Here is a 25,861-nt window from a genome sequence, read left to right on the forward strand (position 1 = left end):
GTGCGCAACGGGAGTTCGGTTTACTTCAGGCTGCCCGAGAGAAATTGTTGCAAGCGTTCAGACTGTGGATTGACCAGCACCTCACGCGGGTTGCCGCTTTCTTCGACGACGCCTTTGTGCAGGAACACCAACTGGTTCGACACTTCACGGGCAAAGCCCATTTCGTGCGTCACCACGACCATGGTCCGGCCTTCCAGCGCCAGGGCCTGCATCACCTTCAGTACGTCGCCAACCAGTTCCGGGTCGAGGGCCGACGTCGGTTCGTCGAACAGCATCACCTCAGGTTCCATCGCCAACGCACGGGCAATCGCCACGCGCTGCTGCTCGCCGCCGGACATGTGGCCCGGGTAAGCGTCTTTGCGATGGGCCACGCCCACCTTGTTAAGGTAGTGCTCGGCTTTCTCGCGGGCTTCGGCCTTGGACATGCCCAGCACGTGAACCGGCGCTTCCATGATGTTTTCCAGTGCGGTCATGTGCGACCACAGGTTGAAATGCTGGAACACCATCGACAGGCGCGAACGCATGCGTTGCAGCTGTTTCGGGTCGGCCGCCTTCAGCGCGCCGTCCTTGTTGGCGACCAGTTTCAGCTCTTCGTTGTTGAGCAGAATCTTGCCTGCGTGCGGCTGCTCCAGCAGGTTGATGCAGCGCAGGAAGGTACTTTTGCCGGAGCCACTGGAGCCGATGATGCTGATCACATCGCCAGCCGCCGCTTTCAGGGACACGCCCTTGAGCACTTCGTGACTGCCATAGCGTTTATGCAGGTCTTGGACTTCAAGTTTGTACATGCGGTCGGTTCTCACAAAAACAGTCAGTCAGTCGTTGAGCAAGCGCCCGTGACGCAGCGCTTCGCGCCCCGCCACCTTGGCCAGCCAGAAACCGGGTTGGGCATAACGCAGCCGTTCAATGGCAAACAGCACCCCGGACGTACCAGCACACACCGTGCTGACCCGATCCGATAACGGATCGATCACTTCGAAAATCTCGTCGCCGGCTTCGATCCACTCGCCGGGTTTACGCAAAAAGCTGATCACGCCCGGGTGCGGCGCGAACAGCAATTCGGTGCCTTCGAACGGCAGGCCTTCGCACGCTTCTTGCGCAGGCTTCGGCCATTCGCCGCTGATCAAGCCTTGCTCGGCGAGGAACGCCAGAATGCCTTCGGCGTAAGCCTCGGCGTCTGCGCGACCGGTATCGGCCTGACCACCTAACTCAATGGTAGTCGCCAGGCAGGCCAGCGGAATCTGTGCATCAGGAAACTGACGCGACAAACGCAGCCACGGCAGCGAGCAAGCCTCGTCAAAGGAACTGCCGCCGGAATCTTCCGCCAGCAGCCCCACTTTCACATTCAGGTGCGCGGCCAGCGAGCGCCATTGCGGCCAGTGTTGCGGCAAGGCGTACATGTGCAGCGCCGCTTCGGCATCGCAATGCAAATCCAGCACGACATCAGCGGTGCAAGCGTGGCTGAGCAAGATGCGCTGCATGCCTTGTAACTGGCTCGCCGCCGGAGGCAATGCCGCCAGTGCGTCGCTCATGGCCTGACGGATCAAGCGAATATTGGCGTGAGGATCATCGCCCAGGCGCCCTTCAAGCTCAGCGGCCACTGGCGCGCTCAGCTCGACGAAATCCCGGTTGAAGTTCTTGCCACTGCCCGCCTCGAAACGACCTTGATGGCTGCCTTGCAACAGTTGCCCCAGGCCCAGTGGATTGGCCACCGGCACCAGTTCGATCACACCGTTGAGCAAGCCTTGGGCTTCAAGTTCGGTCAGGCGCTTTTTCAGCTCCCAAGCCGTGCGCATGCCCGGCAATTCATCGGCGTGCAGGCTGGCCTGGATGTAGGCCTTGCGCTCGCCTTTGCCGAAGCGGAACACCGAAATCTGGCGTTCGCTGCCCAGGTGGTTCCACGGCAATGAATGATCGATGCGTTCCATATCAGTGCTTCCGCGGGGCCAGATAGCCCAGCCAGCGGCGCTCGGCCAGTTTGAACAGCTTCACCAGAATGAAGGTCAGGCACAGGTAGAACACGCCGGCCGTGATGTACGCCTCGAACGGCAAGTAGTACTGGGCGTTGACCGTGCGCGCGGCACCGGTGATGTCGATCAGGGTCACGATGGACGCCAGACTGGTGGTCTGCAGCATCATGATCACTTCGTTGCTGTACTGCGGCAGCGCCCGGCGCAGGGCCGACGGCAGCAGGATGCGCTTGTACATTTTGTAGCGCGACATGCCCATCGCCTTGGCGGCTTCGATCTCGCCGTTCGGCGTGGCGCGCAGGCTGCCGGCGATGATTTCAGCGGTGTAGGCGCTGGTGTTGATCGCAAAGGCCAGGCACGCACAGAACGTCGCGCTGGACAGCCACGGCCACAAGAAGCTTTCACGTACCGCTTCAAACTGCGCCAGACCGTAGTAGATCAAGAACAGCTGCACCAACATCGGCGTGCCGCGGATCACGTAGGTGAAAAGCCAGGCGCTCATGTTCACGACAGCATTCTTCGAGACACGCATCAGGCCAAGTGGCAAAGCCGCCAGCAGACCGAAGAACAGCGACAGCGCGAGCAATTTGAGGGTGGTCACCAGGCCGCCAAAGTACAGCGGCAAGGCCTCCCAAATGACGTTGTAGTCGAAGATCATAGATCAGCCGCCCTTACGCCTACCGAGTAGCGCTTCTCAAGGTGACGCAATGCCAGCAACGAGACACTGGTAATGACCAGGTACATCGCCGCCACTGCGAGGAAGAAGGTGAAAGGCTCGCGGGTGGCATCTGCCGCCTGCTTGGCCTTGAACATCATGTCTTGCAGACCCACCACCGAAATCAACGCGGTGGCCTTGGTCAGTACCAGCCAGTTGTTGGTGAAACCCGGAATGGCCAGACGGATCATCTGCGGCACCAATACCCGGAAGAACACCTGGAAACTGCTCATGCCGTAGGCCATGCCGGCTTCTGCCTGACCTTTGGGGATCGCCATGAAGGCGCCACGGAAGGTTTCCGACAGGTACGCACCGAAGATGAAGCCCAGGGTGCCGATACCGGCGGCCAGCGGGTTCAGGTCGATGTAATCGTCAAAGCCGAGCATCGGCGCCACGCGATTGAGCAGGTCCTGACCGCCGTAAAAAATCAGCAGGATCAGTACCAGATCGGGAATACCGCGGATTACCGTGGAATACAGGTCGCCCAGCCAGGCCAGCCAGCGAACCGGCGACAGACGCAATGCAACGCCGATCAGGCCCAGAAAGATGGCCAGGACCATGGACGACAAGGCGAGCTGAAGCGTCAGCCATGCGCCATCGAGGATGACAGCCCCGTAGCCTTTCAACATGATTCAGGTCCTCGAATGTTGGGATGAAAAAATGGCGCAAACCTCAGAGATCCTGTTGCTTGCGCCATTTCGGACTTGTCGCCGGGACGTGTTACTTGCCGTAGATGTCGAAGGCGAAGTATTTGTCCTGGATTTGCTTGTACTTGCCGTTCTCGCGAATGGCAGCGATCGCGGTGTTGATCTTGTCTTTCAGCGCGTCGCCCTTGCGAACCGCGATACCCACGCCGTCGCCGAAGTATTTGACGTCGGTGAAGGCCGGGCCAACGAAGGCGAAACCTTTGCCGGCGTCGGTTTTCAGGAAACCGTCATCCAGCAGCGTAGCGTCTGCCACGGTGCCGTCGAGGCGGCCAGCAGCCACGTCGAGGTAGATTTCGTTCTGCGAACCGTAAGGCTTGATCTCGGCACCCAGCGGGGCCAGGACTTCGCGGGCGAAGCGCTCGTGGATCGAACCACGTTGCACGCCGATGTTTTTGCCCTTCAACTCAGTCAGACCTTCGCTGACTTGAGTGCCAGCCTTCATGACCAGGCGAGCCGGGGTGTTGTAGTACTTGTTGGTGAAGTCCACGGATTTCTTGCGGTCTTCAGTGATCGACATGGACGACAGGATCGCGTCGATCTTGCGCACTTTAAGCGCCGGGATCAGACCGTCGAACTCTTGCTCGACCCACACGCACTTGACCTTCATCTCTTCGCACAGGGCGTTGCCGATGTCGTAGTCGAAACCAACGATGCTGCCGTCCGTTGCTTTGGACGCGAACGGAGGGTAAGCCGCTTCGATACCGATTTTCAGAGGTTTTTCATCAGCGAAAGTCGGCAGGGACAGCACGGACAGTGCCAGTGCGCCAAGCAGCACGAGTTTCTTCATCTTGGGACTCCATCGGTAAAGGGCTAAAACGGCAGAGTGAGCGACAGCCCAATATGCGAATGAGTGGAACCGGTAAGCGATGCTGCGTCGTAGGAATCGCGCGCTTTTTTCAACGCGAGCCACAACGAGCGAGTGATCGGCATTCTAACGACAGGCCCGAAGCCGATATTTCTTCAATGCGACAACTAATTACAGAAGCACTGAGAAAGCCGTTTGAGCGCGTTGACAGCCTTGCAAATTCATGCAAGAGCAAAAGACAGTGAACCGATCTACATTGCAAATTGCGGGCCTATTATTGGCAAACCCTTCTAATCCGGCAAGCGCAGCGTTATCTCTTATTTTTTGGCTGGGCTGGAGAGCCCCGGCAATGGGGGTTGGCGTTTCCCAATGCCCCGTCTCGGAGCGCACGGTTACACATTCAGTTACTTGAATAGGGGTGGGTAACAGTGGGAAAGCGCCTACAAGTGAAGCCGATAATTATTGGGCGTTGTTTATGCGGTGTCTGAACGGGCCTCTTCGGGGGCAAGCCTCGCTCCTACGAGGTTTGGTTGATCATTTCATTTGCATACGACGCAGCCCCGTAGGAGCGAGGCTTGCCCGCGAAGAGGCCCGAACTACCCACACAAAAACACCAGACATGAAAAAGCCCCACCCGGCGCAATGCCGGCGGGGCTTCGATGACTCAGGAACGGCGGGTTACGCGACGTTCATGATCTTGTGTTCATCAATCAAATGCTGCACCACACCCGGATCCGACAGGGTCGAAATATCCCCCAACCCATCGTATTCGGCGGTCGCAATCTTGCGCAGAATCCGGCGCATGATCTTGCCCGAACGGGTTTTCGGCAGCCCCGGCGCCCACTGGATCACATCCGGCGAAGCAATCGGGCCAATTTCCTTACGTACCCAGTTTTTCAATTCCAGACGCAGTTGCTCGCTCGGCTCTTCGCCACCAATCAACGTGACGTAGACATAAATGCCCTGCCCTTTGATGTCGTGCGGCACGCCGACCACGGCAGCCTCGGCGACTTTCGGGTGAGCGACCATCGCGCTTTCGATCTCGGCGGTGCCCATGCGGTGGCCGGACACGTTGAGCACGTCGTCCACGCGCCCCGTGATCCAGTAGTAACCGTCTTCGTCGCGACGTGCGCCGTCGCCGGTAAAGTACATGCCACGGAAGGTCTTGAAGTAGGTGTCGACGAAGCGGTCATGGTCGCCGTACAGCGTGCGCGCCTGGCCTGGCCACGAATCGAGAATCACCAGGTTGCCCTCGGCGACGCCTTCGATGATGTTGCCCAGGTTGTCGACCAACGCTGGCACCACACCGAAGAACGGACGTGCCGCCGAACCCGGCTTGAGGGCGTGAGCGCCCGGCAGCGGGCTCATCATGTTGCCGCCGGTTTCGGTCTGCCACCAGGTATCGACGATCGGGCAACGGGACTTGCCCACATTCTTGTAGTACCAGTCCCAGGCTTCCGGGTTGATCGGCTCACCCACCGAACCGAGCAGGCGCAAACTGCTGCCATCAGCACCTTCAACAGCGGCTTGACCCGACGCCATCATCGCGCGGATCGCAGTCGGCGCGGTGTAGAGGATGTTGACCTTGTGCTTGTCGACGATCTTCGCCACCCGGGTGATGTCCGGATAGTTCGGCACGCCTTCGAACAGCAGCGTGGTCGCGCCGTTGGCCAATGGGCCGTAGACGATATAGCTGTGGCCAGTGACCCAGCCGACGTCGGCGGTGCACCAGTAGATTTCGCCCGGGCGGTAGTCGAACACGCGCTCGTGGGTCATGGCGGCGTAAAGCAGGTAACCGCCAGTGGTGTGCTGCACGCCCTTGGGCTTACCGGTGGAACCGGAGGTGTAAAGGATGAACAGCGCTTCTTCGGCGCCCATCTCTTTCGGCGCGCAGACACTGCCCGCCACTTTCATCAGGTCTTCGTACCAGATGTCGCGGTGCTGGTTCCACTTGATGTTGCCACCGGTGCGCTTGCACACGATGACCTTCTGGATACTGCTGGTTTCCGGGTTGGTCAGCGCGTCGTCGACATTGGTCTTGAGCGGGATCTTCTTGCCGGCACGAATGCCTTCGTCAGCGGTGATGACCACTTTGGATTTGCAGTCGATGATGCGACCGGCCAGGGCTTCCGGCGAGAAACCACCGAACACCACCGAGTGAATCGCGCCGATCCGGGTGCAGGCCAGCATGGCGACCACGGCTTCGGGGATCATCGGCATATAGATAGTCACCACGTCGCCGCGGTGTACATCCTGACCGCGCAAGGCGTTGGCGAACTTGCAGACTTGTTCGTGCAGCTCGCGGTAGGTGATGTTGCGACTTTCGGCAGGGTCATCCCCTTCCCAAATGATCGCGACTTGATCGCCGCGCTCGGCCAGATGACGGTCGAGGCAGTTGTAGGAAACGTTGAGGGTGCCGTCGGCGAACCATTTGATGTCGACATGGTGATCGTCGAAAGACGTCTGTTTCACCGTGGTGAAAGGCTTGATCCAGTCGAGGCGCTTGGCTTGCTCGCGCCAGAAGCCGTCCGGGTTGACGACCGACTGCTGGTACATGGCTTTGTAGGTTGCCTCGTCAGTCAGCGTATTGGCCAGAACCTCGGGACGAACGGGATACAGAGAAGCCGCACTCATCTTTCTTACCTCGGTGGAATAGTTGTTTTTGTATGGCTCCAGTTGTAGCCGGGCCGCGCCTATAGAACCATTCGACGATGGTAGTAACAAGCCCCTACAAATTACCGTGATAAGCCCAGAACACACCTCCCAAACACACCGCAACCCCTGTAGGAGCGAGGCTTGCCCGCGAAAAACGATAACGCGGTCTCCCTGAATAACCCCTCCGCCGAAACCGCCATTTATTCCTTCCTACCACCTTATTCGCTGATTGTTACGAAATCCGTCAAAGGTGTTTATCAAAACCCCACCTATATGAATGCACCCCCCACGCCTAAAATCCGCCTCGCCAACAAGGCAACGTGATTAACCAAGTTGCAGCCCCCACGAAGGCAGTTAATCCAAGACTCTTTAATCAAGCTCCACACGCAACCCCAAAAAGGTTGCGTGACCCCATTCGACCTCTAAAAGGTAAATCTGAAATGAAAGCTTTATTAGTTCTGGCCCTCAGCAGCCTGTGCGCAACCGCCATGGCAGACGAGGTCCCGACTGATGTCGCACAGCAGAAACCAGCCATCGAGGAATACACTTACTCGACTCACTTGGACGTCGCCAAAGTTATCTCCATGAGTGAAGTCCCCAATGTGTGCGAAGTTGTTCCGGTAAAAATGGAATACGACGACTCCCAAGGTCAACGCCACATCCTGCGCTACAGCATCATGGGTAACGGCTGCACCAACGGCTGATCGTGACTGCACCGAATCGGACCCTGTCAGCTGATCGCTAACGGTCGATTCCAGCCCGGCTTCGGCCGGGCTCAGTTGTGTTTTGAAGCGGTGAAACCCCTTGCAAAACACAAGATGTAGTGAAAAACGCAGTTTTTGGCTGTTTTTTGAACAAATTCGATTCAGCGTCAAAATTAACGAAAAAAAATCTGCACCGGCCAAAGCCCTGTAATACCTCGGTTTGCTCCAAAAACCATCCCTTTCGGCCACTCCATGAGCCGATTCGCCGCACCACGCCGGCAAAAATTTCCCTATAATGCCGGCTTAAACGGGCCTGCAATATTCCCTTACAGGGACGAAAAGCCAGTCTGAAGCCCACGCCGAAGTCCTCACCGATTTCTGCGCCCCTCAGAGGCTCTCGGAACCCCGTACAAAATTATGTTTATTTGCCTGCGTGTACCGCTGCAAAAAACGCTATCCAACGCGGCCAGTACGGCCGTGTGAAAAACAACCAATCAGTTTTCACACGGGCATCTGGCCCTCACGCAGGAGACGACACGTCATGCTGAGCTGGGACGAATTCGACAAAGAAGACAGCGGCGAGACCGTGGTAAAAGGCGCCAACGCCGGCCACGCGACTGAAGCCAACATGGACCGACTCGACACCGCTGGTGGTGTCGCCGCTCAAGAAGCTCGCGCCGTCACCGCGACCGACTCTGCCGCCATCGCCCGTGCCAAAGCTGCCCTGGACAACCTCGACATCGCCGAAGGCCTCGCCGAACTCGAAGGCGCCTCCGCCCGTGTCGCCGTCGACGAAAAGCGCATGATCAACTGCCGCGCCGACCTCAACCAACTCGTACCGTTCAAGTACGACTGGGCCTGGCAGAAATACCTGGACGGCTGCGCAAACCACTGGATGCCGCAAGAAGTCAACATGACCGCCGACATCGCCCTCTGGAAAGACCCGGAAGGCCTGACCGACGACGAGCGCCGCATCGTGATGCGCAACCTCGGCTTCTTCTCCACCGCCGACTCCCTGGTTGCCAACAACTTGGTGCTGGCCGTGTACCGCCTGATCACCAACCCGGAATGCCGCCAGTACATCCTGCGCCAGGCCTTCGAAGAGGCGATCCACACCCACGCCTACCAGTACTGCATCGAATCGCTGGCCATGGATGAAGGCGAGATCTTCAACATGTACCACGAGATCCCATCGGTCGCGAAAAAAGCCACCTGGGGCCTCAAATACACCCGTTCGATCTCCGATCCGAAGTTCGAAACCGGCACCGTCGAAACCGACAAAGAGTTGCTGCGCAACCTGATCGCCTACTACTGCGTTCTGGAAGGCATCTTCTTCTACTGCGGCTTCACCCAAATCCTCTCCATGGGCCGCCGCAACAAAATGACCGGCGTCGCCGAGCAGTTCCAATACATCCTGCGCGACGAATCCATGCACCTGAACTTCGGCATCGACGTGATCAACCAGATCAAAATCGAAAACCCGCACTTGTGGGATGCCGAGATGAAGGAAGAAGCTTCGCAGATGATTCTGCAAGGCACTCAGCTGGAGATCGAATACGCGCGTGACACCATGCCTCGCGGCGTGTTGGGGATGAATGCGGCGATGATGGAGGACTACCTCAAGTTCATCGCTAACCGTCGTCTGTCGCAGATTGGGTTGAAGGAAGAGTATCCAGGAACGACTAACCCGTTTCCGTGGATGAGCGAGATTATGGACTTGAAGAAAGAGAAGAATTTCTTTGAGACAAGAGTTATTGAGTATCAGACTGGTGGGGCGTTGAGCTGGGATTGATGGTGGCGTAGCGCCATGCTATAACAGTGAAAGCCTAATGGATGCTTAGCTGTATAAATAAAAGCCCCGCAAGTGCGGGGCTTTTTTATAGGAGATTAAAATGCACACACCAATATTACTTGACTACCATGCTCCTCATGGCACGTCGAAAATTAGAAGCTTTTACATTGACGAAAATCTCTACATTTCATTGGAAGATGTTGTTCTCACGCTAGCAAAAACAAATTCGGCAATAAATGAAAGTGGGAAAACTGGTCTCGGTCAATTAGTACAAGCGCAACGCGATGTTCTAGATAGCGATGAATACAAGCACTTCCCGGCCAGTGATGACTTATCCACATCTCCAAGAACCGAAGTTTTCATAACGGAACCTGGTTTATACAGAATCATTTCACGCGACAGCACCCCAGCAAGCAAACTATTCCAAAGATGGATATTCCACGAAGTAATACCTTCTGTAAGAAAGCATGGAACATACCCAGCACCAGTTAAGCAAGGCGGCTCCGAGATAATGTCTCTCGCCCAGAACCTTGCACAACACACCAACTTACTTATAAAAGAAATAGAAGAGCGGGAGAAACTCGCCAACGAAACTAGACTTCGATTTGAAGAAACTGAGAGACAACTGGAAGAGATAAATCAAAAAATTGAGACAATTTCACTTCCCAATGACAATTCCGACCTTATAGATATCGAAAACTATTGTTTAGAGAAAGATATAACTATTGACCAAAAACACTTGAGAGCCATGTGTGCAAAGCTGTGTTTGGAGCAAAACATCGCTTACACCAAAAAGAAAAACTCTGAAATACACTTGGATTATCTGTATCCATCCTTACTAATCAATGAAGCCATAAAGTTAATACGGAGCTAATGATGGGCGAACTAATGCAGTCAGAACTACCATTAGAACTACCTTCAGCGTCATTTGCAGAAATCGATGGGATACAGATGGGGGTTTTGAATGACACAACCCCATACCTTACAGAAAGAGGGCTAGCCAGGCTTTGTGGCGTAAATCCAAAAACGATCAGTGATTTAGCTAACAACTGGCACGATGAAGTTTTCAAGCCCAGAGGAAAAAGAATCAAACAGCTATTAACTCAGCAAAATTTTACTGCTGAACGAATAGTTGTCAAAACAGAACAAAACGGCCAAAAAATTAGCGCCTACCCAGACACCGTCTGCATGGCGATTTTAGAATATTACGCATTTGACTCCGACAGCACAGACCCTCAAATAGCGCAAAGAAATTATAGACTCTTAGCACGAAGAACACTTAGAGCCTTCATCTACGAGGGAGTTGGGTTTTCACCCGAGACACTAAAATTAGATTCATGGCGTCATTACCACGATCGGATTTTATTAAATAAGCTACCTACAGGGTTTTTTAGCGTTTTCAGAGAAATCGCAGATATTGTAATATCTGCAATTGAATCTGGACTGATTATTGACACACATACAGTTCCAGACATTAGCGTTGGACAGATGTGGGCGAGGCACTGGGCAGCGGAAAATCTCGAAGAGGTACATGGGGAACGAAAAAAGCACCCTCACGAGTATCCCGACTACTTTCCCCAATCAGCAGCGAAAACCGAGGCAAATATCTATCCCCTCAGTGCCTTGGGTGAGTTTAGGATCTGGTTAGAAACAACATACCTCCCTCAAAAATTTCCAGCGTACTTGCAAAAGAAAATCGCTCAAGGACTTATTCCACAAAGCACTGCAGGCGCATTGCTCTTATCTCTTAAAAAACCAGATTAAGCATTCGTTTCTAGGATCTAGGCGAATACGATAAGTCGCCTAGATTTAGAGGATCTTTCCTACACAAAAACAGTACATCAAGACATTGACGTCGTATTCCTACCATTATTAAGCTACATGGAGGTGCCTAAGAAACGCCCAACGTAGAAGCTGACTATTCACACAGAACCGCATGTTGTCTCCAAGACATCTGCGAGACCTTGTGTGAAGAGATTGCTTGTTGGGATTTCTTACATCCTCTACGTCGGGCTCTGGCTCTACCCATTTTCATTCGTAGAGGTAATGGATATGCCCATACAACAACCCATCAGCTCTCCCGCCTCTTTGGAGACCGGTCATGTCTGATCCCTTCATCCCCACCGTCTTCATCCGCCAAAACCTCGACCTTCACGCTCTCCTCCTAGAAAATCAACCATGGTTCTGCGCCCGCGATCTGGGGCGCTTGATGGGTTTCCACCTGAGTGATCGCATAGTCAGCAAACTGGATGAAGATCAGCGGCACACGTTGCTGATCGACTACCACGGCCAACCGCAAAAGTGGCTGATGCTCAGCGAATCAGGCGTGTATGCGTTACTGGTGTATCACTACGCGCCAGGGAATCGGTTGTTGCGAGAGTGGCTGACTCATCAGGTAGTGCCGGCCTTGCGCGATGCGGGACAGTCGAAAAATTCGGATCGGCCGATGTTGAGTTTGTTGGATTGGCCGGAGATGTCGTTGAGTCTGTTGCATTGGCAGGATGAAGGCTGGATTCGGCTACGGGATATGCCTTATCTGTTGCTGAATCGCACACGGCGGCGGGTGCCGGTGGTTAAGCCCTGGTGGCGAAGGGTTTTGGAGCTGTTTCAATTTTCAAAGCATTCAGTCGGCTAGGCTTCGTAGGATCGCCAGCACGAAACATCTCTTTTTTCTGTAGGAATTTTCGTAGACAGCCGTAATGGCCACTCAGTATCGTCCGAGGGTTTTCAACCTTCGGCGATTTTATGAGCGTAAAGAAAAAAGAAAGCGATTGGAGCATTCCCGAGATTAGGGCTGCGGTGGATGCGTATTTGAAGATGCTCGCGCTAGAGCTAAGCGGTCAGAAATTCATGAAGACTGTAGAAAATCTTGCGCTCCGCGAAGCGGCCTTACCCACTCGCACCGAAGGCTCTGTTGAATTCCGTATGCAGAACATCTCCGCTGTTCTGATGAAAATGGAGCGGGAGTTCATCAGAGGATACAAGCCTGCCAGAAACGTCGGTTCGAACGTCGAAGAGGCAATCCGAGCGGTGCTCATTGAAAAAGGCGTTAAACCCGGCGATCCCACGGCTCCGACAGCTGATGAAGAAACGCTGGAACGAAGAGCGGCCGCGCTGGAGAAACTACCTCTTGAAGATGAGCCTGAAGGAATTTTGAAGCCGAAGCGAGCTCCTGCCCAAGGCACTTCCTTCATACGTGACCCCAAAGTTAGAGCCTGGGTTCGTAAGAAAGCCAAAGGTATATGCGAAGGATGCCGTCAACCAGCACCCTTCACCAAAAATGACTCGCCCTATCTTGAAGTCCACCATGTTAAGCACTTGGCGAATAAGGGCTCTGATCGAACACGCAACGCTGTGGCGCTTTGTCCGAACTGTCATCGACGCTGTCACCACTCGAATGACAGCGAGGAATTCACTGAGTCGCTTTATCAGACAGTGAAGCGGTTGAAGCGTGAGTAATTGGCGTTGATGCTCAAGCTCATTGTTCATGATGAAGCTGTTATTGAATGGGAAATCGCCTTCGCGAGCAGGCTCACTCCCACAGGTTTGGTGTGTTACCGCACATTTTGCGGTGTGTTGAAATCAGTCAGTGCAACCCGCCCCGCCTCCCGCTATTAATACCCTCCCCCACTCAAGGACCCGAGCCCACCATGAAATTCGACCTCGCCTACTGCCTCAGCCTCGACGACAAGCTGTCGATCTATGACGTGCGCGATTTGAATTTCGACGAAACCATGGAGTTCGATTCCGCCAAGGAACACTTCCAATGCCCCAACGATGCCTGCCGCTTGGCCTTCGATACGGCGAATGTGCTGACGACGTTCAACGCCAAGAACGTGAATTACGTGCGCACCCCGCACTTCAAGAACACGCCCAGTACTCGGCATGTGGCGGAGTGTCCTTATGTCAGTCTCAAGGCGTCGACGTCAGGTGTGGACGCGGACGGTGCGGAAACGGATGACAGCCGCGAGGAGCATTTCCCGTCGGAGTTGTTGCTGACTCGGCGTGAGTATGTGCGTAAGCCGTCGAACCCGGCGGTGGCGGCGGATGTGGTGCGGGACGATCCGAAGCCAACCACTGTGGCTAGCCACACAGAGCACCCGAGCCGCGAAACGGCACCGGACAAGACCAGCGTCTTCGCCCACCCGGTGGAGTGTTTTGTGTCGAACTTCGAGGACAAGGACCTGCTCAAGCGCATGCCGCTGAAGATTGGCGAGCACACGGCGCCTTATGGGTCGTTCTTCAAGAAGATCGAATACCTGACGGACAATAAGGGGCTGATTTACTGGGGCAAGATCAAGGAGATCAAGGATTACACCCAGAGCTTTCGCATCGATTTCGAACAGAAGGTCTGGTTCAAGCAGGCGGATGAGGCGAAGAAGAAGCCTTATTCAGTCAACGTTTACCTGAGCAAGAAGCTGATCGAGAACTACCGCAAGCGCAAAGCGTTTCTGGAAGAGATCAAGCATGCCATCGACAGTGAGGCGGAGTTGTATTGCTTCTTTTATGGCGTGACGCCGGAGCTGAAACAGGTGCCGAGCAAGAAAAACCCCGAGCAGACGTTCGGGGTGTTCAGTGCGAATATTGAGAACCTGGATCACTTCATTATTCGGGAAGCGCCGGGGTTCAAGGGTTAAGAAACCGGATCACGGCGTTATCACGACGGCTCATTGCGCTTCGAGATTAAGCTGCCTTTCGAACGCCCATATTTCCCGTTTCACTTCCATGCGCCGTTCACGGGCTGCCTGAACCTTAGGCTCATCAAGGCCGCCATAACGGCGCAACCAATGAACGATCATTTCCTCATCGGGGTAGTAATAGTCCTTGTGCCCTTTGCTACTTCGTGGGGTGTCGTTCATATCGCCATCGAAGCGCGCAGCCGAGAACTCGTCCGAGGGCAACGTTCCCCATTCAGCGGCGCAATCCTCAAATATCCAGGAAATTTCATTGATGTGCTTTTGCGCACCGCGATGACCGCGTTTGTAAAATACGTACTCACCGCAACTCTTCAGGAAACGCTCCATCATCGGCTCGTCATCGACCCAGCGAAGGATGTCGTGCTGCACCGCATGGCGCATCAGGCCGTTTATCCAACGATCGGCAAAGCGGTGAACAAAACCCTCGATATCCGCTTTTTTCGCGTCCGCGAAAATCATGCAATAACGGGTTTGCACATGGATGACGAACAACACGTGCTTGCGCTGAACGGTGATGGCGTGGACCAGCCACTGTTCGGCAAATTCAACCGGCTCATCGTCCTCGATAACGGGCGATGGTGGCTTCTCCACAGGGCTGATTTTCTTGCCCTTGTGGACGCGACTGAAAAAGTTGCTGGCAGCTTCGGTGCAATTGAAGATCAACATCCCTGGTCCTGTGATTAATACTGTGTGTGATGGTCAGTCCTCTCGCACGGACATGACATCCTCCCGCGAAAAATGGTGTCAGCGCAAAGATTCATTCTTGCGAAAAAAACTGCGGATACCAACCCTGAAATAGAGCGGTGATTTAGCTGGCCCACATACTCAGCATCACCAACAGCAGCAAACCCACATACACCCGCGCATGCACCCGATCCGGAATCCGCCCGATCCAAGGCGTAGCCAGCCGAATCCCCACCAACGATCCCATCGTCAACACCGCAAACGCCAACAGATCCACATAGCCGATAAACCACGGTCCCAGATCAAACTCACTGAACCCCGCCATCGCCATGTAAGTCAGCGTCCCGGTCAATGCCACCGGCAGGCTTAACGGATTGGCCATGGACGTCGCCTGACTCATGCTCAACCCACACCGTCGCAACAACGGCACGGTCATGACGCTGCCACCCACGCCGAGAAACGTCGCGACCGCGCCGATTCCTGCGCCACCACCCGACACTTCCGCCCTCCCCAATCGCCGTGGGATTGCGGTGTCGGACGCTGTTAGAAAACCGCGTCGGAACAGGCAGTCGAAGATGGTTACGCCCAGGTACGCGATGAACGCATAACGAATCAACCCACCACTCACCCACATCGCGGCGCCCGCTCCGACGATTGCGCCCAGGCCGATGAATGCGCCCAACGGCCACAGGTAATGGCGAATGAGATGACCGGCGCGGTGATGTTTTCGGGTGGCGATCAACGCATTGACGATCATCACGCCAGTCGAAGTGGCCACTGCAATGTGCATCGCCGATTGGCCGATAGGGTCGTCGACACCGTGGCTGGCAGTGAGCAGGCGGTAGAGCAATGGCACCACGACGAAGCCGCCACCAAAACCGAACAACACCGCGGTGACACCCGTCATGCAGCCGAAAAATGCCAATAAGAGATAAAACATCACGCGTCGTCCATTGAGTGAGAGCGGTCGACAATAGAGCGATGCGCCTTGGCCTGCTTCAGCAAGTCAGCCAATAATGTTCGCGTTTACGCCAACCGCGAGAATCCGCTCAATGCGCAATGTTTCGATCAATCTGCTGGACGACACGCCCCGCTCGGTGGTGGCGATCGGTACGGATTATTCCCACGGCCATGTGTTGCCCCGTCATACACATCGGCGGGCACAACTCCTGTATGGCGCCACGGGGGTGATGCAGGTCAGCACGCATGACGGCAACTGGGTTGTGCCGCCGCAGCGGGCGGTGTGGATTCCGGCGGGAGTGGCGCATGAAGTGCTGATGCTGGGGGTGAGCACGCGCAGTTTGTACATCGAACCTGGCGCGGTTGATCTGGGGGCTCGTTGCCAGGTGATCAGTGTGTCGCCGTTGATGCGGCACTTGTTGATGGAGGCGGTGGAGGTCCCGCTGGCGTATGACGAGGCCGGGCGCGATGGCGCGCTGATCGACTTGTTGCTGCATGAGCTGGCGCGCAGTGCTCACTTGCCGTTGCACATTCCCCTACCGGTCGATGTGCGGTTGCTGGGGTTGTGCCAAGGCTTTTTGCAGCGGCCCGACGCGCATCAATCGCCACAACAATGGGCTGATCATTTGCACATCAGCTTGCGCACGTTCAATCGGCTGTTCCGCCAGCAGACGGGGTTGAGTTTCAGCCAATGGCGCCAGCGGGCCTGTGTGGTGCTGGCTTTGGCGCGGTTGGCGGCGGGGACGCCGGTAACGCGCATTGCGCTGGATTTCGGTTATGACAGCCCGGCGGCGTTCTCGACGATGTTTCGCCGTGTGCTGGGACAGGCACCGTCCGTCTGGATGGAGGGGGCGAAACAGTAAAAATCAAAAAATGAGTTTGATCCGGGCGCAAAACAACTGTACAAAATCACAGTACTTTTTGGATTAGCACTCTCGAGCCCGGAGAACACCATGGCCTCTCTTGCGATGAAAATCACCTTGGAACGTATCGCCCTTTTCCAATTCACCCCGGCCCACTGTGCCCAGGCCCGAGCGATGCTGGGTTGGAGTGTGGAGGAGCTCTCGGAGGAATCCGGTGTCTCCGTGGACGCCATTGTGCGATTTGAGGATGAACGCGATGTGCTGGACGTCACCCGACTGGCGTTGGCGTATCGGTTTGAATCCGAAGGCCTGGTGTTCTTCCCGGGATTTGCGCCGGGTCGGGGGATGAATGTGAAAGGGTCGACGCCTGATCCGGTGGGTCGGGCGGACTACGCGATGGTTGAGTGAGGAGTCAGCAGATGAATGGAATCGATGAATGCGACAGGCACGGTCATCCGTCTTCGGGTGATGCGGATGCGGGGGAGATGAGGGCCAAGGCCGAGTTCCTCATGAAGATCGGCATGCTGCTCGACACCGGTCAGTTGGGCAAGGTGGAAGCGGCGCAAAGGCTAGGGCTGTCGGCGGGGGAAATGGATGAAATTCTCGACGGGAACGTTCGCGATCTGACGGTGGCGAAGATCGCGGGCCGCTCCATGGCGAGCGGCCCGACGGCAGAGGATCAGGCGTTCTGAGTGACGACCAGATCGCTTTCATTTTCCAATCCGGACCACCAGGTTCTCCCCCGCTGCGGATACATGACGTTGAACGCCTCGCCCATTTGCGGCGTGGTGATCGACACATTACGTTCCCAGGCCAACGCGAGGATCCGGTCGAAGGGCTCGAACCAGGCGTGCATCGACAAATCGAAGGTGCCGTTGTGAATAGGCAATAACCAGCGTCCTTTGAGGTCGATGTGCGCTTGCAGGGTTTCCTCAGGCTGCATGTGAATGTGCGGCCACTCGATGTTGTAGGCGCCGGTTTCCATGAGGGTCAGATCGAACGGGCCGTGCTGTTCGCCGATGCGTTTGAAGCCATCGAAATAACCGCTGTCGCCGCTGAAGAAGATCCGCGTGTCGCCATCGATCATCACCCACGAGGCCCAGAGCGTGCTGTTGCCATCGAACAGGCCGCGCCCGGAAAAGTGCTGCGACGGTGTGGCAATAAACTGGATGCCATCGACTTCCGTGCCCTGCCACCAATCGAGTTGGCGCACTTTGCTCGCATCGACGCCCCACTTGATCAGGGTGTCGCCCACGCCCAGTGGTGTCAGGAAGTAGTTGGTCTTGTCCGCCAGTTTGAGCACCGTTTGATAATCGAGGTGGTCGTAGTGGTCGTGGGACAGGATCACCGCTTCTATCGGCGGCAATTCTTCAAGACTGATCGGTGGCTGGTGGAAACGCTTGGGGCCGGCCCACTGCACCGGTGAGGCGCGCTCGGCGAAGACCGGGTCGGTGATCCAGAATTTGTCCCGCAGTTTCAGCAGTACGGTGGAGTGACCGAGGCGATAGACGCTGTGGTTGGGGGCAGCAATCAACGCGGCCTGGGTCAGGGCTTGCACCGGGACGGGCGCCGTCGGGCGAGTGTCGCGCGGTTTGTGGAAAATCATATTCCACATGATGCGCAGCATTTTTCGGAAGCCTTCACGTTGCACAGGCACATGATTTTGAAACAGCCCTTGTGCCTGACGGGAAGCTTCAGGCGTGGAGGCGTTGTCCGCAGGGGAAATTGAATTGGCCATGACTGAGGAACTCCAGAAAAACCGCACAGAGCGGTGTTTCACGGTGGGACGATAAATGGCCAAAGCACGCACGCATCAGCCGGAGATTCTATTGTTCACTGTGCAGGATTAACGAAACATTACACTGCACAGTGTAGTTTCTAGGTTGCATCAAAGCCGATCACAAGTAAACTGCCGAGTGTAATTCTTCTCTGCCCACTGCCGAAGCGTACTTATGACAGCTCCACAGCGCCTCACCGACCGAAAACGCGAAGCCATCATCCAGGCGGCGATTGCCGAATTCCGTGCCAACGGTTTCGACATCACCAGCATGGACAAGATCGCCGCCACCGCCGGCGTGTCGAAGCGCACGGTGTACAACCACTTCCCCAGCAAAGAAGAATTGTTCGCCGAGATCCTCAATCAACTGTGGGCAAGGGTGACGGCCGAACAGGAAACGTCCTACCGCCCTGACCTGCCTCTGCGCGAGCAAATGCGCCTGATGTTGCAGGCGAAGTTGCAGATGCTGGGCGATGACAATTTTCTCGACCTGGCGCGGGTGGCGATCGCTGCCACCATCCATTCTCCCGAGCGTGCGCAGAACATGGTGGCCCGGATGGGTGAGCGTGAAGAGGGCCTGACCGTGTGGATCCGAGCCGCCCAGGCGGACGGTCGATTGAAGCCGGTCGACCCCGAATTTGCCGCGCAGCAGATCCAGGGAATGCTCAAATCCTTTGCGTTCTGGCCGCAGATTTCCATGGGGCTTCCGGCGCTTTCAGACGAAATGCAAAGCACCGTGGTGGAGTCGGCGCTGGACATGTTCCTGGCCTGTTATCAGCGCTGAATCGAGCTGCCATAAATGACAATCTCTGCCGGAAGATCGATCACGGGACGCGCTGAATAAAACGCGGCAATGTGTTTCAGAATGAAACTGGCGCGGGGGCTATAGTGAGCGTCAGTCCCAGCGCCATGCAGAGAGCATCATGACCACCCCGACCCACGAAACCAAACCCGTCGCTGCCGTCGATCACCTGCGCTTTCACCGCGCCCACGCTCACTTGGCGCCGACGTTCGGCAACGACAAGTTTGCCCTGCGCGCCGAGGCCTTTGCGCGGTTCTTCGGTACACCGACTTTCCTGGGCGCCCAAACGCTGATCGTCGCGGTCTGGATATGCCTTAACGTCTCTGGCGTGACCCAGTTCGACGTTTATCCGTTCATCCTGCTCAACCTGGCGTTCAGCCTGCAAGCGGCGTATGCCGCCCCCCTGATTCTGCTGGCCCAGACCCGTCAGGCGGCGCGGGACAAAGCCCAGTCCGATGCCGACGCCCTGCACCGGGAATCCCTCGCCGTGGCCAACAGCGAACGACAGGCACAAGCGGCACAGAACACCGCGCAACTGCTGGAGTTGCTTGAGCAGAACACCCGGCTGACGGAAATGACCAAGACCCTGACCGAGCGCATTGAAAACCTCACCTCGGAAATGCATCAGCATTTAGTGAAAGATCATCCGAAGAATTAGCACCCGGTCACGGTAATTGAAGCGCCCGCCCCAGCTCATCGAACAAGGTCACCACCGAGCGCAACGCTCGGCAGTCCGGACGGGTCAGCAACCACAGCGCGGTGTCGTAGCCGTGCAACGGACCGGTCAGCGGTTGCAGGTGGTCACCGATCAAAAAGTCCGGTAACGCCGCGACGCCCAGCCCGGCACGTACCAACTCGGTCACCGACAACATGCTGTTGCAGCGATAACCGGGCGTGACGCCGGGCAGTTGCTGGCGCCGCCACGCAACGGTGGGATGGTCGGGAAGAAAGTCATCTGGCGCGATCCAGGTCAGCGAGGCCAGGTCTTCAGGATCGACCGATTTCAGGTACGCCGCGCTGGCACAGACCCGATAGGAAATATCCGCCAGACGTCGTCCGACCAAATGCTCGGGCGGTGTGCGAGTCAGTCGCAAGGCGATGTCGGCATCCCGGCGGCTGAGGTTGGCGAAGTCGTTGGAGGTGCTCAGTTCGAGGGTCAGCGCCGGGTAGGATGGCATGAACTGCGCCAGTGCTGGCAGCAGCAAGCCTTGCAGAACGGAGTCGGTGCAGGTCAGCCGCACCGTGCCGCTGATGACTTCACCGCCCTGCTCCACGCCAATGCGCGCCGCGTCCAGCGCTTGTTCCGCCCGTTCAGCTTGCTCGGCCAGGGTCTGTGCAAGCGTGGTCGGCAGGTAGCCGGCGCGGCTCTTTTCGAACAGTTGCTGGCCCAGCGCGGCTTCCAGTCGGCGAACGGCGCGAAACACCGTCGAAACATCCACCTTCAACAACGCCGATGCCCGGGCCAGAGAGCCGCCGCGCACCAAGGCGAGAATCAGCGCCAGGTCTGGGTAGTCGAGTCGATAGTGCGTCGCTGCATTGATCACTTGGGATAACGCCAATATTGAATGCGTGAACGCCAATCTATAGTGGCCGCCAGGTATCAACAAGCGTCGAGATCACTCATGGAAAGCACCGCCATCCGCATCGCCCTGATCGGTGACTACGACTCTCAGGTCACCGCCCACCAAGCCATCCCCGTTGCGCTCGGCCTGGCGGCCGAACAGCTGAAACTGGACGTGCAATTTCAGTGGCTGGCCACCGATCACATAAACGCCGCCACCCCTTTACACCACTTCGACGGTTTCTGGTGCGTGCCTGCCAGCCCTTACCGCGACATGGACGGCGCATTACGGGCGATTCGTTTTGCCCGTGAACAGCAGCGACCGTTCCTCGGCACCTGCGGCGGTTTTCAACACGCGGTGCTTGAGTTCGCTCGAAACGTATTGGGTTGGAAAGACGCCGAGCACGGCGAAACCCATCCCGATTCAGCGCGCGCATTACTCACGCCGCTGACCTGTTCATTGGTGGAAGCAACGGACAGCATTCACCTGGTTGAAGGCTCGTTGATCGCCAACGTGTACCAAAGCGCTGAGATCATTGAGGGATACCGCTGCCGCTATGGCGTGAATCCGGCGTTCGAGCGTGAGCTGTTGACCCAACAGCTGTGCGCCGTTGGCCATGATTCAACCGGCGACTTGCGGGCGGTGGAGCTCCAAGGTCATCCGTTTTTCATCGCCACCCTGTTCCAGCCCGAACGCGCCGCGCTCAACGGCACGCTACCGCCGCTGGCCCGGGGGTTGGTCGAAGCCTGCAAAAGGCAACAAGCATGATTGCCGATACGCCATCAGCGCCGTACTACGCGGTGATTTTTACCTCTCTGCGCACCGACGGCGATCAAGGCTACGCCGAGGCCGCCGAACGCATGGTGGAACTGGCCCGCGAGCAACCGGGGTTTCTTGGTATTGAATCGGCTCGGGGCGAAGAGGGGGTGGGGATTACGGTGTCGTACTGGGCCAGCGAGGCGGCGATTCTGGCGTGGAAACATCATCCTGAGCACAGTGAGATTCGTGAGCGGGGGCGGTCGACGTGGTATTCGGCGTGTCATACGCGGGTGTGCAAGGTGGAGCGGGCGTATGCGTTCAAGCAGTGAATGATGCGGTGCTATTCAGGCCGCCTTCGCGGGCAAGCCTCGCTCCTACAGAGGGCACCGATAACCCGTAGGAGCGAGGCTTGCCCGCGAAGAGGCGAGTCCAGACACAGCAAAACTTCAGCCCTGAACAAGACTCCGCACCGCCGAAATCTCCGGCACTTCCCGCCGATTCATGTACACCCGCAACGGCTCGGTCACGTTGATCCGGTCATCAATATTCTGGTCCAGCAACAACTGAATCAGCTCACGCTTGAGCGTCATTGCCTGCCCCGGCCCCGACGCCCAGACAAACTCACTGGTGGGAATGATCCCGTCATCAGCCACGTCCATGCCAAACGAGTCTTCGCTGAAACGCACAATGTAATGGCCGGTCTTGCGATTGAGGCCGACGAAGCCTTTGAGTTGGTCGGCGGCCTGGCAGATAAGCTCGGAAGTGATGCGCATATAAACCTCACAAAAGGTCGTTAACGACCGGTGAACGATGGTTTACACGCAAGGACAACCAATCGGATTTCCCTCTGCCGGGGAAACGCCGAGGCCAAGAGTACTGCAAAGAACCGCACAAAAGCGCTGAAAAAATCTGCTTTAAACACGTTTATGTCGGTCTGGCGATAGCGCTGGCGGCGCTCAGTTGTTAAAAGAGACGTCTTTGAAAACTCATCGCGAAAGGACCTCGACCATGCCTGTTACCTTCACCAAAAGCGCCCTGCTGCTGAGCATGCTGCTGGGCTTCGGCCAGGCACAGGCCGCCAACGAGCCCAGCCCGACTGCCCTGGCCACCCATTTGGGCATCCCGCACCCTGCGGTGATCGCCCACCGCGGCGCGTCCTACGATGCACCTGAATCCACCGCTGCGTCTTATAAACTGGCCCGTGACCTGGGCGCCGATTACCTGGAATTGGACCTGCAACGCAGCAAGGACGGCGTGCTATTCGCCCTGCACGACAACAACCTGCAACGCACCACCGACGTCGCCACCAAATTCCCCGATCGCAAGGACAGCCCGGCCAACGCGTTCACCCTCGCCGAACTGAAAACCCTGGATGCCGGCAGCTGGTTCAACGCCGCGTACCCGGATCGCGCACGTCCTTCCTACGTCGGCCTGAAGATCCTGACCCTCGACGAAATCATCGACATCGCCCAGGGCAATCCGCTGCACAAGCCCGGCCTGTACATCGAGACCAAAGAGCCAAAGCAATTCCCCGGCCTCGAGCGCGACCTCAAGGATAAATTGCAGGATCGCGGCTGGCTGAGCCCGGCCGGTTCCAAACTGGCGAAAAGCAATCTGGCGGTCGGCCAGGGCAAAGGCAAGGTCGTGCTGCAAACCTTCGAGAAGAGCAGCCTCGAACTGCTCGAGAAGGAAATGCCGCAAGTGCCGAAGATTCTGCTGCTGTGGGTCGGCGAAGGCAGCATCGAGCCGAAATCCAAAGTGACGTTTGCCGAGTCCGGCGACAAGGACAAGGCCACTTACTACGCCAAACAGGAACCGAAAGACAAAGCCGAATTCCAGCAATGGGTCGAGTACGCCAAGGCGCAGGGTGCGATCGGCACCGGTCCTTCGGCTGCGTTGACCAAGGGTGGCGACCAGAGCTATTCGGACCTGGTGAAACCGTGGATGAACCAATACACCCACGATCAGGGCCTGCTGGTGCACGTCTACACCATCGACGAAGCGGTTGATTACCAGAAAGTCATGGACGCCGGCGTCGATGGCATCTTCACCAACCGCGCCAGCGAATTGCTCAAGTTCTACAAACGCCCGGCGGCCGGGACGGTGGCGCAGTTGCTGCAGAACAACGGGTACTGATCGGTAGCTGGCACGACACCGCGTCGTTTTCTTCGCGGGCAAGTCGGATTGCCCGCGAAACCTTCCAAACGACACGGTTTTTGGAATTAAGGGTGAATTAAGTTGCCACAGTTAATCTGGACTCACTTAAACAGATCACCCCAAGGAAAGAACCCCATGAAAACCCTGACTGCCCTGTTCACTGCCGCTACCCTGACCCTCACCGCTGGCCTGGCTCAGGCTGACGTTCGCGTCGACCAGATCCCTGAGCTGGTCAAGAGCGGCAAGATCAAGCCACTGGAAGAAATGAACCAGGCTGCTCTGAAACTGCACCCGGGTGCGACCATCACCGACACCGATCTGGACAACCACTTCAACAACTACGAGTACGAAGTGGAACTGAAAACCGCTGATGGCAAAGAATTCGACGTGGACTTCGATGCCACCACCGGCAAAGTCCTGAGCGACAAACAAGACACCTGATACACGCAAAAAACAAAGCCGCACGATCTTCGGATCGTGCGGCTTTTTTTTGCCTGTCGGCTTCAGACAGTGAAGCTTGCGCAGTCCCATGGAGCGGACTTGGAATCGACGGTGTAACGACTGCGCAAGCAAACCGCTACACAACCATTTCCATTACGCGCTCAGACGCGCCGTCACTTCATTCAACTGCCCCGACAACCCGTGCAAATTACGGCCAGCCGCTTCAGTTCGCTGCACGTTGTCCAGGTTGGTGCTGGCGATGCTGGTGATTTCAGTCAGGTTGCGTGAAATGTCCTCGGCCACTGAGGTCTGCTCTTCGGCGGCGGTGGCGATCTGGCGGTTCATGTCGCGGATGGCCTCTACGGCGTGGGTGATCCGCTCCAGCATGGCGCCGGCCTGGGTCACTTGCTCAACACTTTCTTCACTGCGCGACTGACCGCTTTCAATTGCCTGGGCCGCGTCCACCGCACCGGTTTGCACGGTCTGGATGATCTGGTTGATCTCGATGATCGACGCCGCCGTGCGCTGGGCAAGGCTGCGCACTTCATCGGCGACCACCGCAAAACCGCGCCCGGCTTCACCGGCACGGGCCGCTTCGATTGCCGCGTTAAGCGCCAGCAGGTTGGTTTGTTCGGCGATGCCGCGAATCACTTCGAGCACCTTGCCGATGCGTCCGCTGTCGGTTTCCAGCTGGCGGATGACCGTCGCGGTATTGGCAATTTCGCCGCGCATCCGGGTGATGGTGTGGATGGTGCCCTGCATGACTTTTTCGCCTTGCTGGGCGGACTGGTCGGCATCGTCGGCGGCACGTGCCGCATCGGCGGCGTGACGGGCGACTTCCTGTGCGGTGGCCGACATTTCGGTCATCGCCGTGGCCACCTGATCGGTGCGATTGAACTGCTCGTTGGTGCCACTGGCCATGAGGCCGGCGATCGAATTCAATTCACCGCTGGCGCTGTCCAGGTCCTTGGCGCTGCGCTGCAAACGGCTGAACGTTTCGGCGAGGAAATCACGCAAGGTGTTGGCCGCGACCGCCAACTTGCCCAGCTCATCCTGACGGGTGCTGGCCACACGGTCGGCAAACTTGCCCTGGCTGAGTTGCGCTACGTAGTCGATCAGTTTGCGGATCGGTTCAACCAGGTAGCGGTTGACCAGCCACAGGCTCAACAGCCCGATCAGCAGCCCCGAGACGAGCATCACAATGAGCCCCAGCAACACGGTGCGATCGGCTTCGGCGCTGATCTGCTTCGATTGCTCGGTCCCCTGCTTGCGCAATTCGCTGACCAACTCGGTCATCTGTTCGCTGGCGGCACGGTCGACACCCTTGACCGCAGCGTCGCCAGCCGTTGGGTCGGCACCGGCCGCCACATAGGCATCACGGCCCTTTTGATAGGCAGCACCCAGCAAACGGTGTTCGTCACGCAGGCGTTCGATGCGGGTCTTGAGTTGTGGCTCGATGCCCTTCTGTGCGGCCAGTTCGCCGAGAATGCCCTGTACATCGCGCTGACGGTCTTCGAACTGCTTCCAGTATTTGTCCAGGTCGGCCGGTTGCTTGCCACGCAGCAGGACGTTTTTCCATTCCTGAACCTGCACCTTGAATTGCAGGTTGGCTTCGTCGATCAACTGCGAGGTGCGCAACGGGCCTTCGATCAGGTTCGCGTAGTTCTGAACGCCGTTGGACAGAAAGTGAAAGCAAGCCAGGGCGATCAACAGCATGGCCAGCAGGCTGCCGCTCAACAAGGCGAGGATTTGTGCTCTCAGGGATTTTTGCAGCATCGAGTGATACTCATGACAGGGGGTGAGACACGCAGCAA

At 56.9% G+C, this 25,861-nt stretch carries 29 protein-coding genes and 1 pseudogene; 17 read left to right on the forward strand and 13 right to left on the reverse strand.

Going from position 1 to position 25,861, the window contains the following annotated elements; genetic code table 11:
- Positions 1–20: 20 nt before the first annotated feature.
- From ACA068_RS21915 to acs, 6 genes are all read right to left on the reverse strand, one after another.
- The gene (locus ACA068_RS21915; protein ID WP_008154324.1) at positions 21–785 is read right to left on the reverse strand and encodes an ABC transporter ATP-binding protein; all 765 of its coding nucleotides are present in this window, start codon (positions 783–785) and stop codon (positions 21–23) included.
- Positions 786–812: 27 nt separating this feature from the next.
- Positions 813–1,925: a M14 family metallopeptidase gene (locus tag ACA068_RS21920; RefSeq protein WP_497304717.1), complete on the reverse strand. Its 1,113-nt coding sequence runs from the start codon at positions 1,923–1,925 to the stop codon at positions 813–815.
- 1 nt (position 1,926) lies between these two features.
- A complete protein-coding gene (locus ACA068_RS21925; protein WP_109634106.1) occupies positions 1,927–2,625 on the reverse strand; it encodes an ABC transporter permease in 699 nt (232 codons plus the stop codon).
- Complete coding sequence (locus tag ACA068_RS21930; protein ID WP_010457254.1) at positions 2,622–3,311, reverse strand: ABC transporter permease; 690 nt, start codon at positions 3,309–3,311, stop codon at positions 2,622–2,624. The genes ACA068_RS21925 and ACA068_RS21930 overlap by 4 nt, the downstream gene beginning before the upstream one ends.
- A 91-nt stretch (positions 3,312–3,402) precedes the next feature.
- Complete coding sequence (locus ACA068_RS21935; protein WP_497304718.1) at positions 3,403–4,176, reverse strand: ABC transporter substrate-binding protein; 774 nt, start codon at positions 4,174–4,176, stop codon at positions 3,403–3,405.
- Positions 4,177–4,872: 696 nt separating this feature from the next.
- Positions 4,873–6,828 (reverse strand): acetate--CoA ligase, encoded by a 1,956-nt coding sequence (gene acs, locus ACA068_RS21940; RefSeq protein WP_497304720.1) that lies wholly within the window; start codon positions 6,826–6,828, stop codon positions 4,873–4,875.
- Positions 6,829–6,990: 162 nt separating this feature from the next.
- On the opposite strand from acs, the gene ACA068_RS21945 reads away from it, so the two are divergent.
- From ACA068_RS21945 to ACA068_RS21980, 8 genes are all read left to right on the forward strand, one after another.
- The gene (locus tag ACA068_RS21945; protein WP_497304722.1) at positions 6,991–7,173 is read left to right on the forward strand and encodes a hypothetical protein; all 183 of its coding nucleotides are present in this window, start codon (positions 6,991–6,993) and stop codon (positions 7,171–7,173) included.
- 116 nt (positions 7,174–7,289) lie between these two features.
- A complete protein-coding gene (locus tag ACA068_RS21950; RefSeq protein WP_094471096.1) occupies positions 7,290–7,553 on the forward strand; it encodes a DUF2790 domain-containing protein in 264 nt (87 codons plus the stop codon).
- Between the two features lie 541 nt (positions 7,554–8,094).
- Positions 8,095–9,345, forward strand: a complete 1,251-nt coding sequence (locus ACA068_RS21955; protein ID WP_084322765.1) for a ribonucleotide-diphosphate reductase subunit beta — start codon at positions 8,095–8,097, stop codon at positions 9,343–9,345.
- 100 nt (positions 9,346–9,445) lie between these two features.
- A complete protein-coding gene (locus ACA068_RS21960) occupies positions 9,446–10,219 on the forward strand; it encodes a BRO-N domain-containing protein (RefSeq protein WP_497304724.1) in 774 nt (257 codons plus the stop codon).
- A gap of 2 nt (positions 10,220–10,221) precedes the next feature.
- Positions 10,222–11,109: a BstA C-terminal domain-containing protein gene (locus ACA068_RS21965; protein ID WP_497304726.1), complete on the forward strand. Its 888-nt coding sequence runs from the start codon at positions 10,222–10,224 to the stop codon at positions 11,107–11,109.
- A gap of 337 nt (positions 11,110–11,446) precedes the next feature.
- Positions 11,447–11,980: a BRO-N domain-containing protein gene (locus ACA068_RS21970; protein WP_497304727.1), complete on the forward strand. Its 534-nt coding sequence runs from the start codon at positions 11,447–11,449 to the stop codon at positions 11,978–11,980.
- A 110-nt stretch (positions 11,981–12,090) separates the two neighbouring features.
- Positions 12,091–12,804 (forward strand): HNH endonuclease, encoded by a 714-nt coding sequence (locus tag ACA068_RS21975; protein WP_497304729.1) that lies wholly within the window; start codon positions 12,091–12,093, stop codon positions 12,802–12,804.
- A gap of 191 nt (positions 12,805–12,995) precedes the next feature.
- A complete protein-coding gene (locus ACA068_RS21980; RefSeq protein ID WP_497304731.1) occupies positions 12,996–13,982 on the forward strand; it encodes a hypothetical protein in 987 nt (328 codons plus the stop codon).
- Positions 13,983–14,012: 30 nt separating this feature from the next.
- On the opposite strand, the gene ACA068_RS21985 is transcribed toward ACA068_RS21980, so the two are convergent.
- Together ACA068_RS21985 and ACA068_RS21990 are read right to left on the reverse strand one after the other, a co-directional pair.
- Positions 14,013–14,708 (reverse strand): DUF6933 domain-containing protein, encoded by a 696-nt coding sequence (locus ACA068_RS21985; protein WP_497304733.1) that lies wholly within the window; start codon positions 14,706–14,708, stop codon positions 14,013–14,015.
- 142 nt (positions 14,709–14,850) lie between these two features.
- Positions 14,851–15,666 carry a sulfite exporter TauE/SafE family protein gene (locus ACA068_RS21990; protein ID WP_497304735.1) on the reverse strand — a complete coding sequence of 272 codons (816 nt, stop codon included), beginning with the start codon at positions 15,664–15,666 and terminating at the stop codon, positions 14,851–14,853.
- A gap of 112 nt (positions 15,667–15,778) precedes the next feature.
- On the opposite strand from ACA068_RS21990, the gene ACA068_RS21995 reads away from it, so the two are divergent.
- From ACA068_RS21995 to ACA068_RS22005, 3 genes are all read left to right on the forward strand, one after another.
- The gene (locus ACA068_RS21995) at positions 15,779–16,549 is read left to right on the forward strand and encodes an AraC family transcriptional regulator (protein ID WP_497304737.1); all 771 of its coding nucleotides are present in this window, start codon (positions 15,779–15,781) and stop codon (positions 16,547–16,549) included.
- Positions 16,550–16,639: 90 nt separating this feature from the next.
- Positions 16,640–16,957, forward strand: a complete 318-nt coding sequence (locus ACA068_RS22000; protein WP_497304739.1) for a helix-turn-helix domain-containing protein — start codon at positions 16,640–16,642, stop codon at positions 16,955–16,957.
- 11 nt (positions 16,958–16,968) lie between these two features.
- Positions 16,969–17,241: an XRE family transcriptional regulator gene (locus ACA068_RS22005; RefSeq protein ID WP_497304740.1), complete on the forward strand. Its 273-nt coding sequence runs from the start codon at positions 16,969–16,971 to the stop codon at positions 17,239–17,241.
- Here the strand turns inward: ACA068_RS22005 and ACA068_RS22010 are convergent.
- Entirely contained in the window at positions 17,229–18,287 is a 1,059-nt protein-coding gene (locus tag ACA068_RS22010) for an MBL fold metallo-hydrolase (protein ID WP_497304741.1), read from the reverse strand. The two genes, ACA068_RS22005 and ACA068_RS22010, sit on opposite strands and share 13 nt — an antisense overlap.
- A 214-nt stretch (positions 18,288–18,501) precedes the next feature.
- On the opposite strand from ACA068_RS22010, the gene ACA068_RS22015 reads away from it, so the two are divergent.
- Together ACA068_RS22015 and ACA068_RS22020 are read left to right on the forward strand one after the other, a co-directional pair.
- Positions 18,502–19,110, forward strand: coding sequence for a TetR/AcrR family transcriptional regulator (locus ACA068_RS22015; protein WP_094471087.1), 609 nt, complete (start codon positions 18,502–18,504; stop codon positions 19,108–19,110).
- 139 nt (positions 19,111–19,249) lie between these two features.
- Positions 19,250–19,786: a DUF1003 domain-containing protein gene (locus ACA068_RS22020; protein WP_497304743.1), complete on the forward strand. Its 537-nt coding sequence runs from the start codon at positions 19,250–19,252 to the stop codon at positions 19,784–19,786.
- A gap of 7 nt (positions 19,787–19,793) precedes the next feature.
- Here the strand turns inward: ACA068_RS22020 and ACA068_RS22025 are convergent, their stop codons facing one another.
- Entirely contained in the window at positions 19,794–20,735 is a 942-nt protein-coding gene (locus ACA068_RS22025) for a LysR family transcriptional regulator (RefSeq protein ID WP_497304745.1), read from the reverse strand.
- A 15-nt stretch (positions 20,736–20,750) separates the two neighbouring features.
- Between ACA068_RS22025 and ACA068_RS22030 the strand changes: the two genes are divergently transcribed.
- Entirely contained in the window at positions 20,751–21,458 is a 708-nt protein-coding gene (locus ACA068_RS22030) for a CTP synthase C-terminal region-related (seleno)protein (protein ID WP_497304747.1), read from the forward strand.
- Entirely contained in the window at positions 21,455–21,778 is a 324-nt protein-coding gene (locus ACA068_RS22035) for an antibiotic biosynthesis monooxygenase family protein (protein WP_497304749.1), read from the forward strand. The genes ACA068_RS22030 and ACA068_RS22035 overlap by 4 nt, the downstream gene beginning before the upstream one ends.
- 117 nt (positions 21,779–21,895) lie before the next feature.
- Here the strand turns inward: ACA068_RS22035 and ACA068_RS22040 are convergent, their stop codons facing one another.
- Positions 21,896–22,222, reverse strand: coding sequence for a DUF2025 family protein (locus ACA068_RS22040; RefSeq protein ID WP_497304751.1), 327 nt, complete (start codon positions 22,220–22,222; stop codon positions 21,896–21,898).
- Positions 22,223–22,457: 235 nt separating this feature from the next.
- Between ACA068_RS22040 and ACA068_RS22045 the strand changes: the two genes are divergently transcribed.
- The gene (locus ACA068_RS22045) at positions 22,458–23,585 is read left to right on the forward strand and encodes a glycerophosphodiester phosphodiesterase (RefSeq protein WP_497304752.1); all 1,128 of its coding nucleotides are present in this window, start codon (positions 22,458–22,460) and stop codon (positions 23,583–23,585) included.
- 156 nt (positions 23,586–23,741) lie between these two features.
- Entirely contained in the window at positions 23,742–24,047 is a 306-nt protein-coding gene (locus ACA068_RS22050; RefSeq protein ID WP_497304753.1) for a PepSY domain-containing protein, read from the forward strand.
- Positions 24,048–24,200: 153 nt separating this feature from the next.
- On the opposite strand, the gene ACA068_RS22055 is transcribed toward ACA068_RS22050, so the two are convergent.
- Together ACA068_RS22055 and ACA068_RS22060 are read right to left on the reverse strand one after the other, a co-directional pair.
- On the reverse strand, positions 24,201–24,968 hold the full coding sequence (locus ACA068_RS22055) for a methyl-accepting chemotaxis protein (RefSeq protein ID WP_497310646.1): 768 nt from the start codon (positions 24,966–24,968) through the stop codon (positions 24,201–24,203).
- A gap of 117 nt (positions 24,969–25,085) precedes the next feature.
- Positions 25,086–25,823: pseudogene (locus ACA068_RS22060) on the reverse strand (HAMP domain-containing protein); the annotation flags it as partial.
- Positions 25,824–25,861 lie beyond the last annotated feature (38 nt).

The sequence above is a fragment of the Pseudomonas sp. LBUM1660 genome, from assembly GCF_059695935.1.

What these genes read in the sequence shown, in the direction of transcription:
- ACA068_RS22005 (WP_497304740.1), top strand. Translation starts at nt 16,969, where the DNA reads ATGAATGGAATCGATGAATGCGACAGGCACGGTCATCCGTCTTCGGGT.
- ACA068_RS21935 (WP_497304718.1), bottom strand. Translation starts at nt 4,176, where the DNA reads ATGAAGAAACTCGTGCTGCTTGGCGCACTGGCACTGTCCGTGCTGTCC.
- ACA068_RS22015 (WP_094471087.1), top strand. Translation starts at nt 18,502, where the DNA reads ATGACAGCTCCACAGCGCCTCACCGACCGAAAACGCGAAGCCATCATC.
- ACA068_RS21950 (WP_094471096.1), top strand. Translation starts at nt 7,290, where the DNA reads ATGAAAGCTTTATTAGTTCTGGCCCTCAGCAGCCTGTGCGCAACCGCC.
- ACA068_RS22035 (WP_497304749.1), top strand. Translation starts at nt 21,455, where the DNA reads ATGATTGCCGATACGCCATCAGCGCCGTACTACGCGGTGATTTTTACC.
- ACA068_RS22055 (WP_497310646.1), bottom strand. Translation starts at nt 24,968, where the DNA reads ATGGCCAGTGGCACCAACGAGCAGTTCAATCGCACCGATCAGGTGGCC.
- ACA068_RS21990 (WP_497304735.1), bottom strand. Translation starts at nt 15,666, where the DNA reads ATGTTTTATCTCTTATTGGCATTTTTCGGCTGCATGACGGGTGTCACC.
- ACA068_RS21985 (WP_497304733.1), bottom strand. Translation starts at nt 14,708, where the DNA reads ATGTTGATCTTCAATTGCACCGAAGCTGCCAGCAACTTTTTCAGTCGC.
- ACA068_RS21955 (WP_084322765.1), top strand. Translation starts at nt 8,095, where the DNA reads ATGCTGAGCTGGGACGAATTCGACAAAGAAGACAGCGGCGAGACCGTG.
- acs (WP_497304720.1), bottom strand. Translation starts at nt 6,828, where the DNA reads ATGAGTGCGGCTTCTCTGTATCCCGTTCGTCCCGAGGTTCTGGCCAAT.
- ACA068_RS22020 (WP_497304743.1), top strand. Translation starts at nt 19,250, where the DNA reads ATGACCACCCCGACCCACGAAACCAAACCCGTCGCTGCCGTCGATCAC.
- ACA068_RS21995 (WP_497304737.1), top strand. Translation starts at nt 15,779, where the DNA reads ATGCGCAATGTTTCGATCAATCTGCTGGACGACACGCCCCGCTCGGTG.
- ACA068_RS21915 (WP_008154324.1), bottom strand. Translation starts at nt 785, where the DNA reads ATGTACAAACTTGAAGTCCAAGACCTGCATAAACGCTATGGCAGTCAC.
- ACA068_RS22010 (WP_497304741.1), bottom strand. Translation starts at nt 18,287, where the DNA reads ATGGCCAATTCAATTTCCCCTGCGGACAACGCCTCCACGCCTGAAGCT.
- ACA068_RS22000 (WP_497304739.1), top strand. Translation starts at nt 16,640, where the DNA reads ATGGCCTCTCTTGCGATGAAAATCACCTTGGAACGTATCGCCCTTTTC.
- ACA068_RS21960 (WP_497304724.1), top strand. Translation starts at nt 9,446, where the DNA reads ATGCACACACCAATATTACTTGACTACCATGCTCCTCATGGCACGTCG.
- ACA068_RS21970 (WP_497304727.1), top strand. Translation starts at nt 11,447, where the DNA reads ATGTCTGATCCCTTCATCCCCACCGTCTTCATCCGCCAAAACCTCGAC.
- ACA068_RS21965 (WP_497304726.1), top strand. Translation starts at nt 10,222, where the DNA reads ATGGGCGAACTAATGCAGTCAGAACTACCATTAGAACTACCTTCAGCG.
- ACA068_RS22045 (WP_497304752.1), top strand. Translation starts at nt 22,458, where the DNA reads ATGCCTGTTACCTTCACCAAAAGCGCCCTGCTGCTGAGCATGCTGCTG.
- ACA068_RS21920 (WP_497304717.1), bottom strand. Translation starts at nt 1,925, where the DNA reads ATGGAACGCATCGATCATTCATTGCCGTGGAACCACCTGGGCAGCGAA.
- ACA068_RS22030 (WP_497304747.1), top strand. Translation starts at nt 20,751, where the DNA reads ATGGAAAGCACCGCCATCCGCATCGCCCTGATCGGTGACTACGACTCT.
- ACA068_RS22040 (WP_497304751.1), bottom strand. Translation starts at nt 22,222, where the DNA reads ATGCGCATCACTTCCGAGCTTATCTGCCAGGCCGCCGACCAACTCAAA.
- ACA068_RS22050 (WP_497304753.1), top strand. Translation starts at nt 23,742, where the DNA reads ATGAAAACCCTGACTGCCCTGTTCACTGCCGCTACCCTGACCCTCACC.
- ACA068_RS21980 (WP_497304731.1), top strand. Translation starts at nt 12,996, where the DNA reads ATGAAATTCGACCTCGCCTACTGCCTCAGCCTCGACGACAAGCTGTCG.
- ACA068_RS21930 (WP_010457254.1), bottom strand. Translation starts at nt 3,311, where the DNA reads ATGTTGAAAGGCTACGGGGCTGTCATCCTCGATGGCGCATGGCTGACG.
- ACA068_RS21925 (WP_109634106.1), bottom strand. Translation starts at nt 2,625, where the DNA reads ATGATCTTCGACTACAACGTCATTTGGGAGGCCTTGCCGCTGTACTTT.
- ACA068_RS21975 (WP_497304729.1), top strand. Translation starts at nt 12,091, where the DNA reads ATGAGCGTAAAGAAAAAAGAAAGCGATTGGAGCATTCCCGAGATTAGG.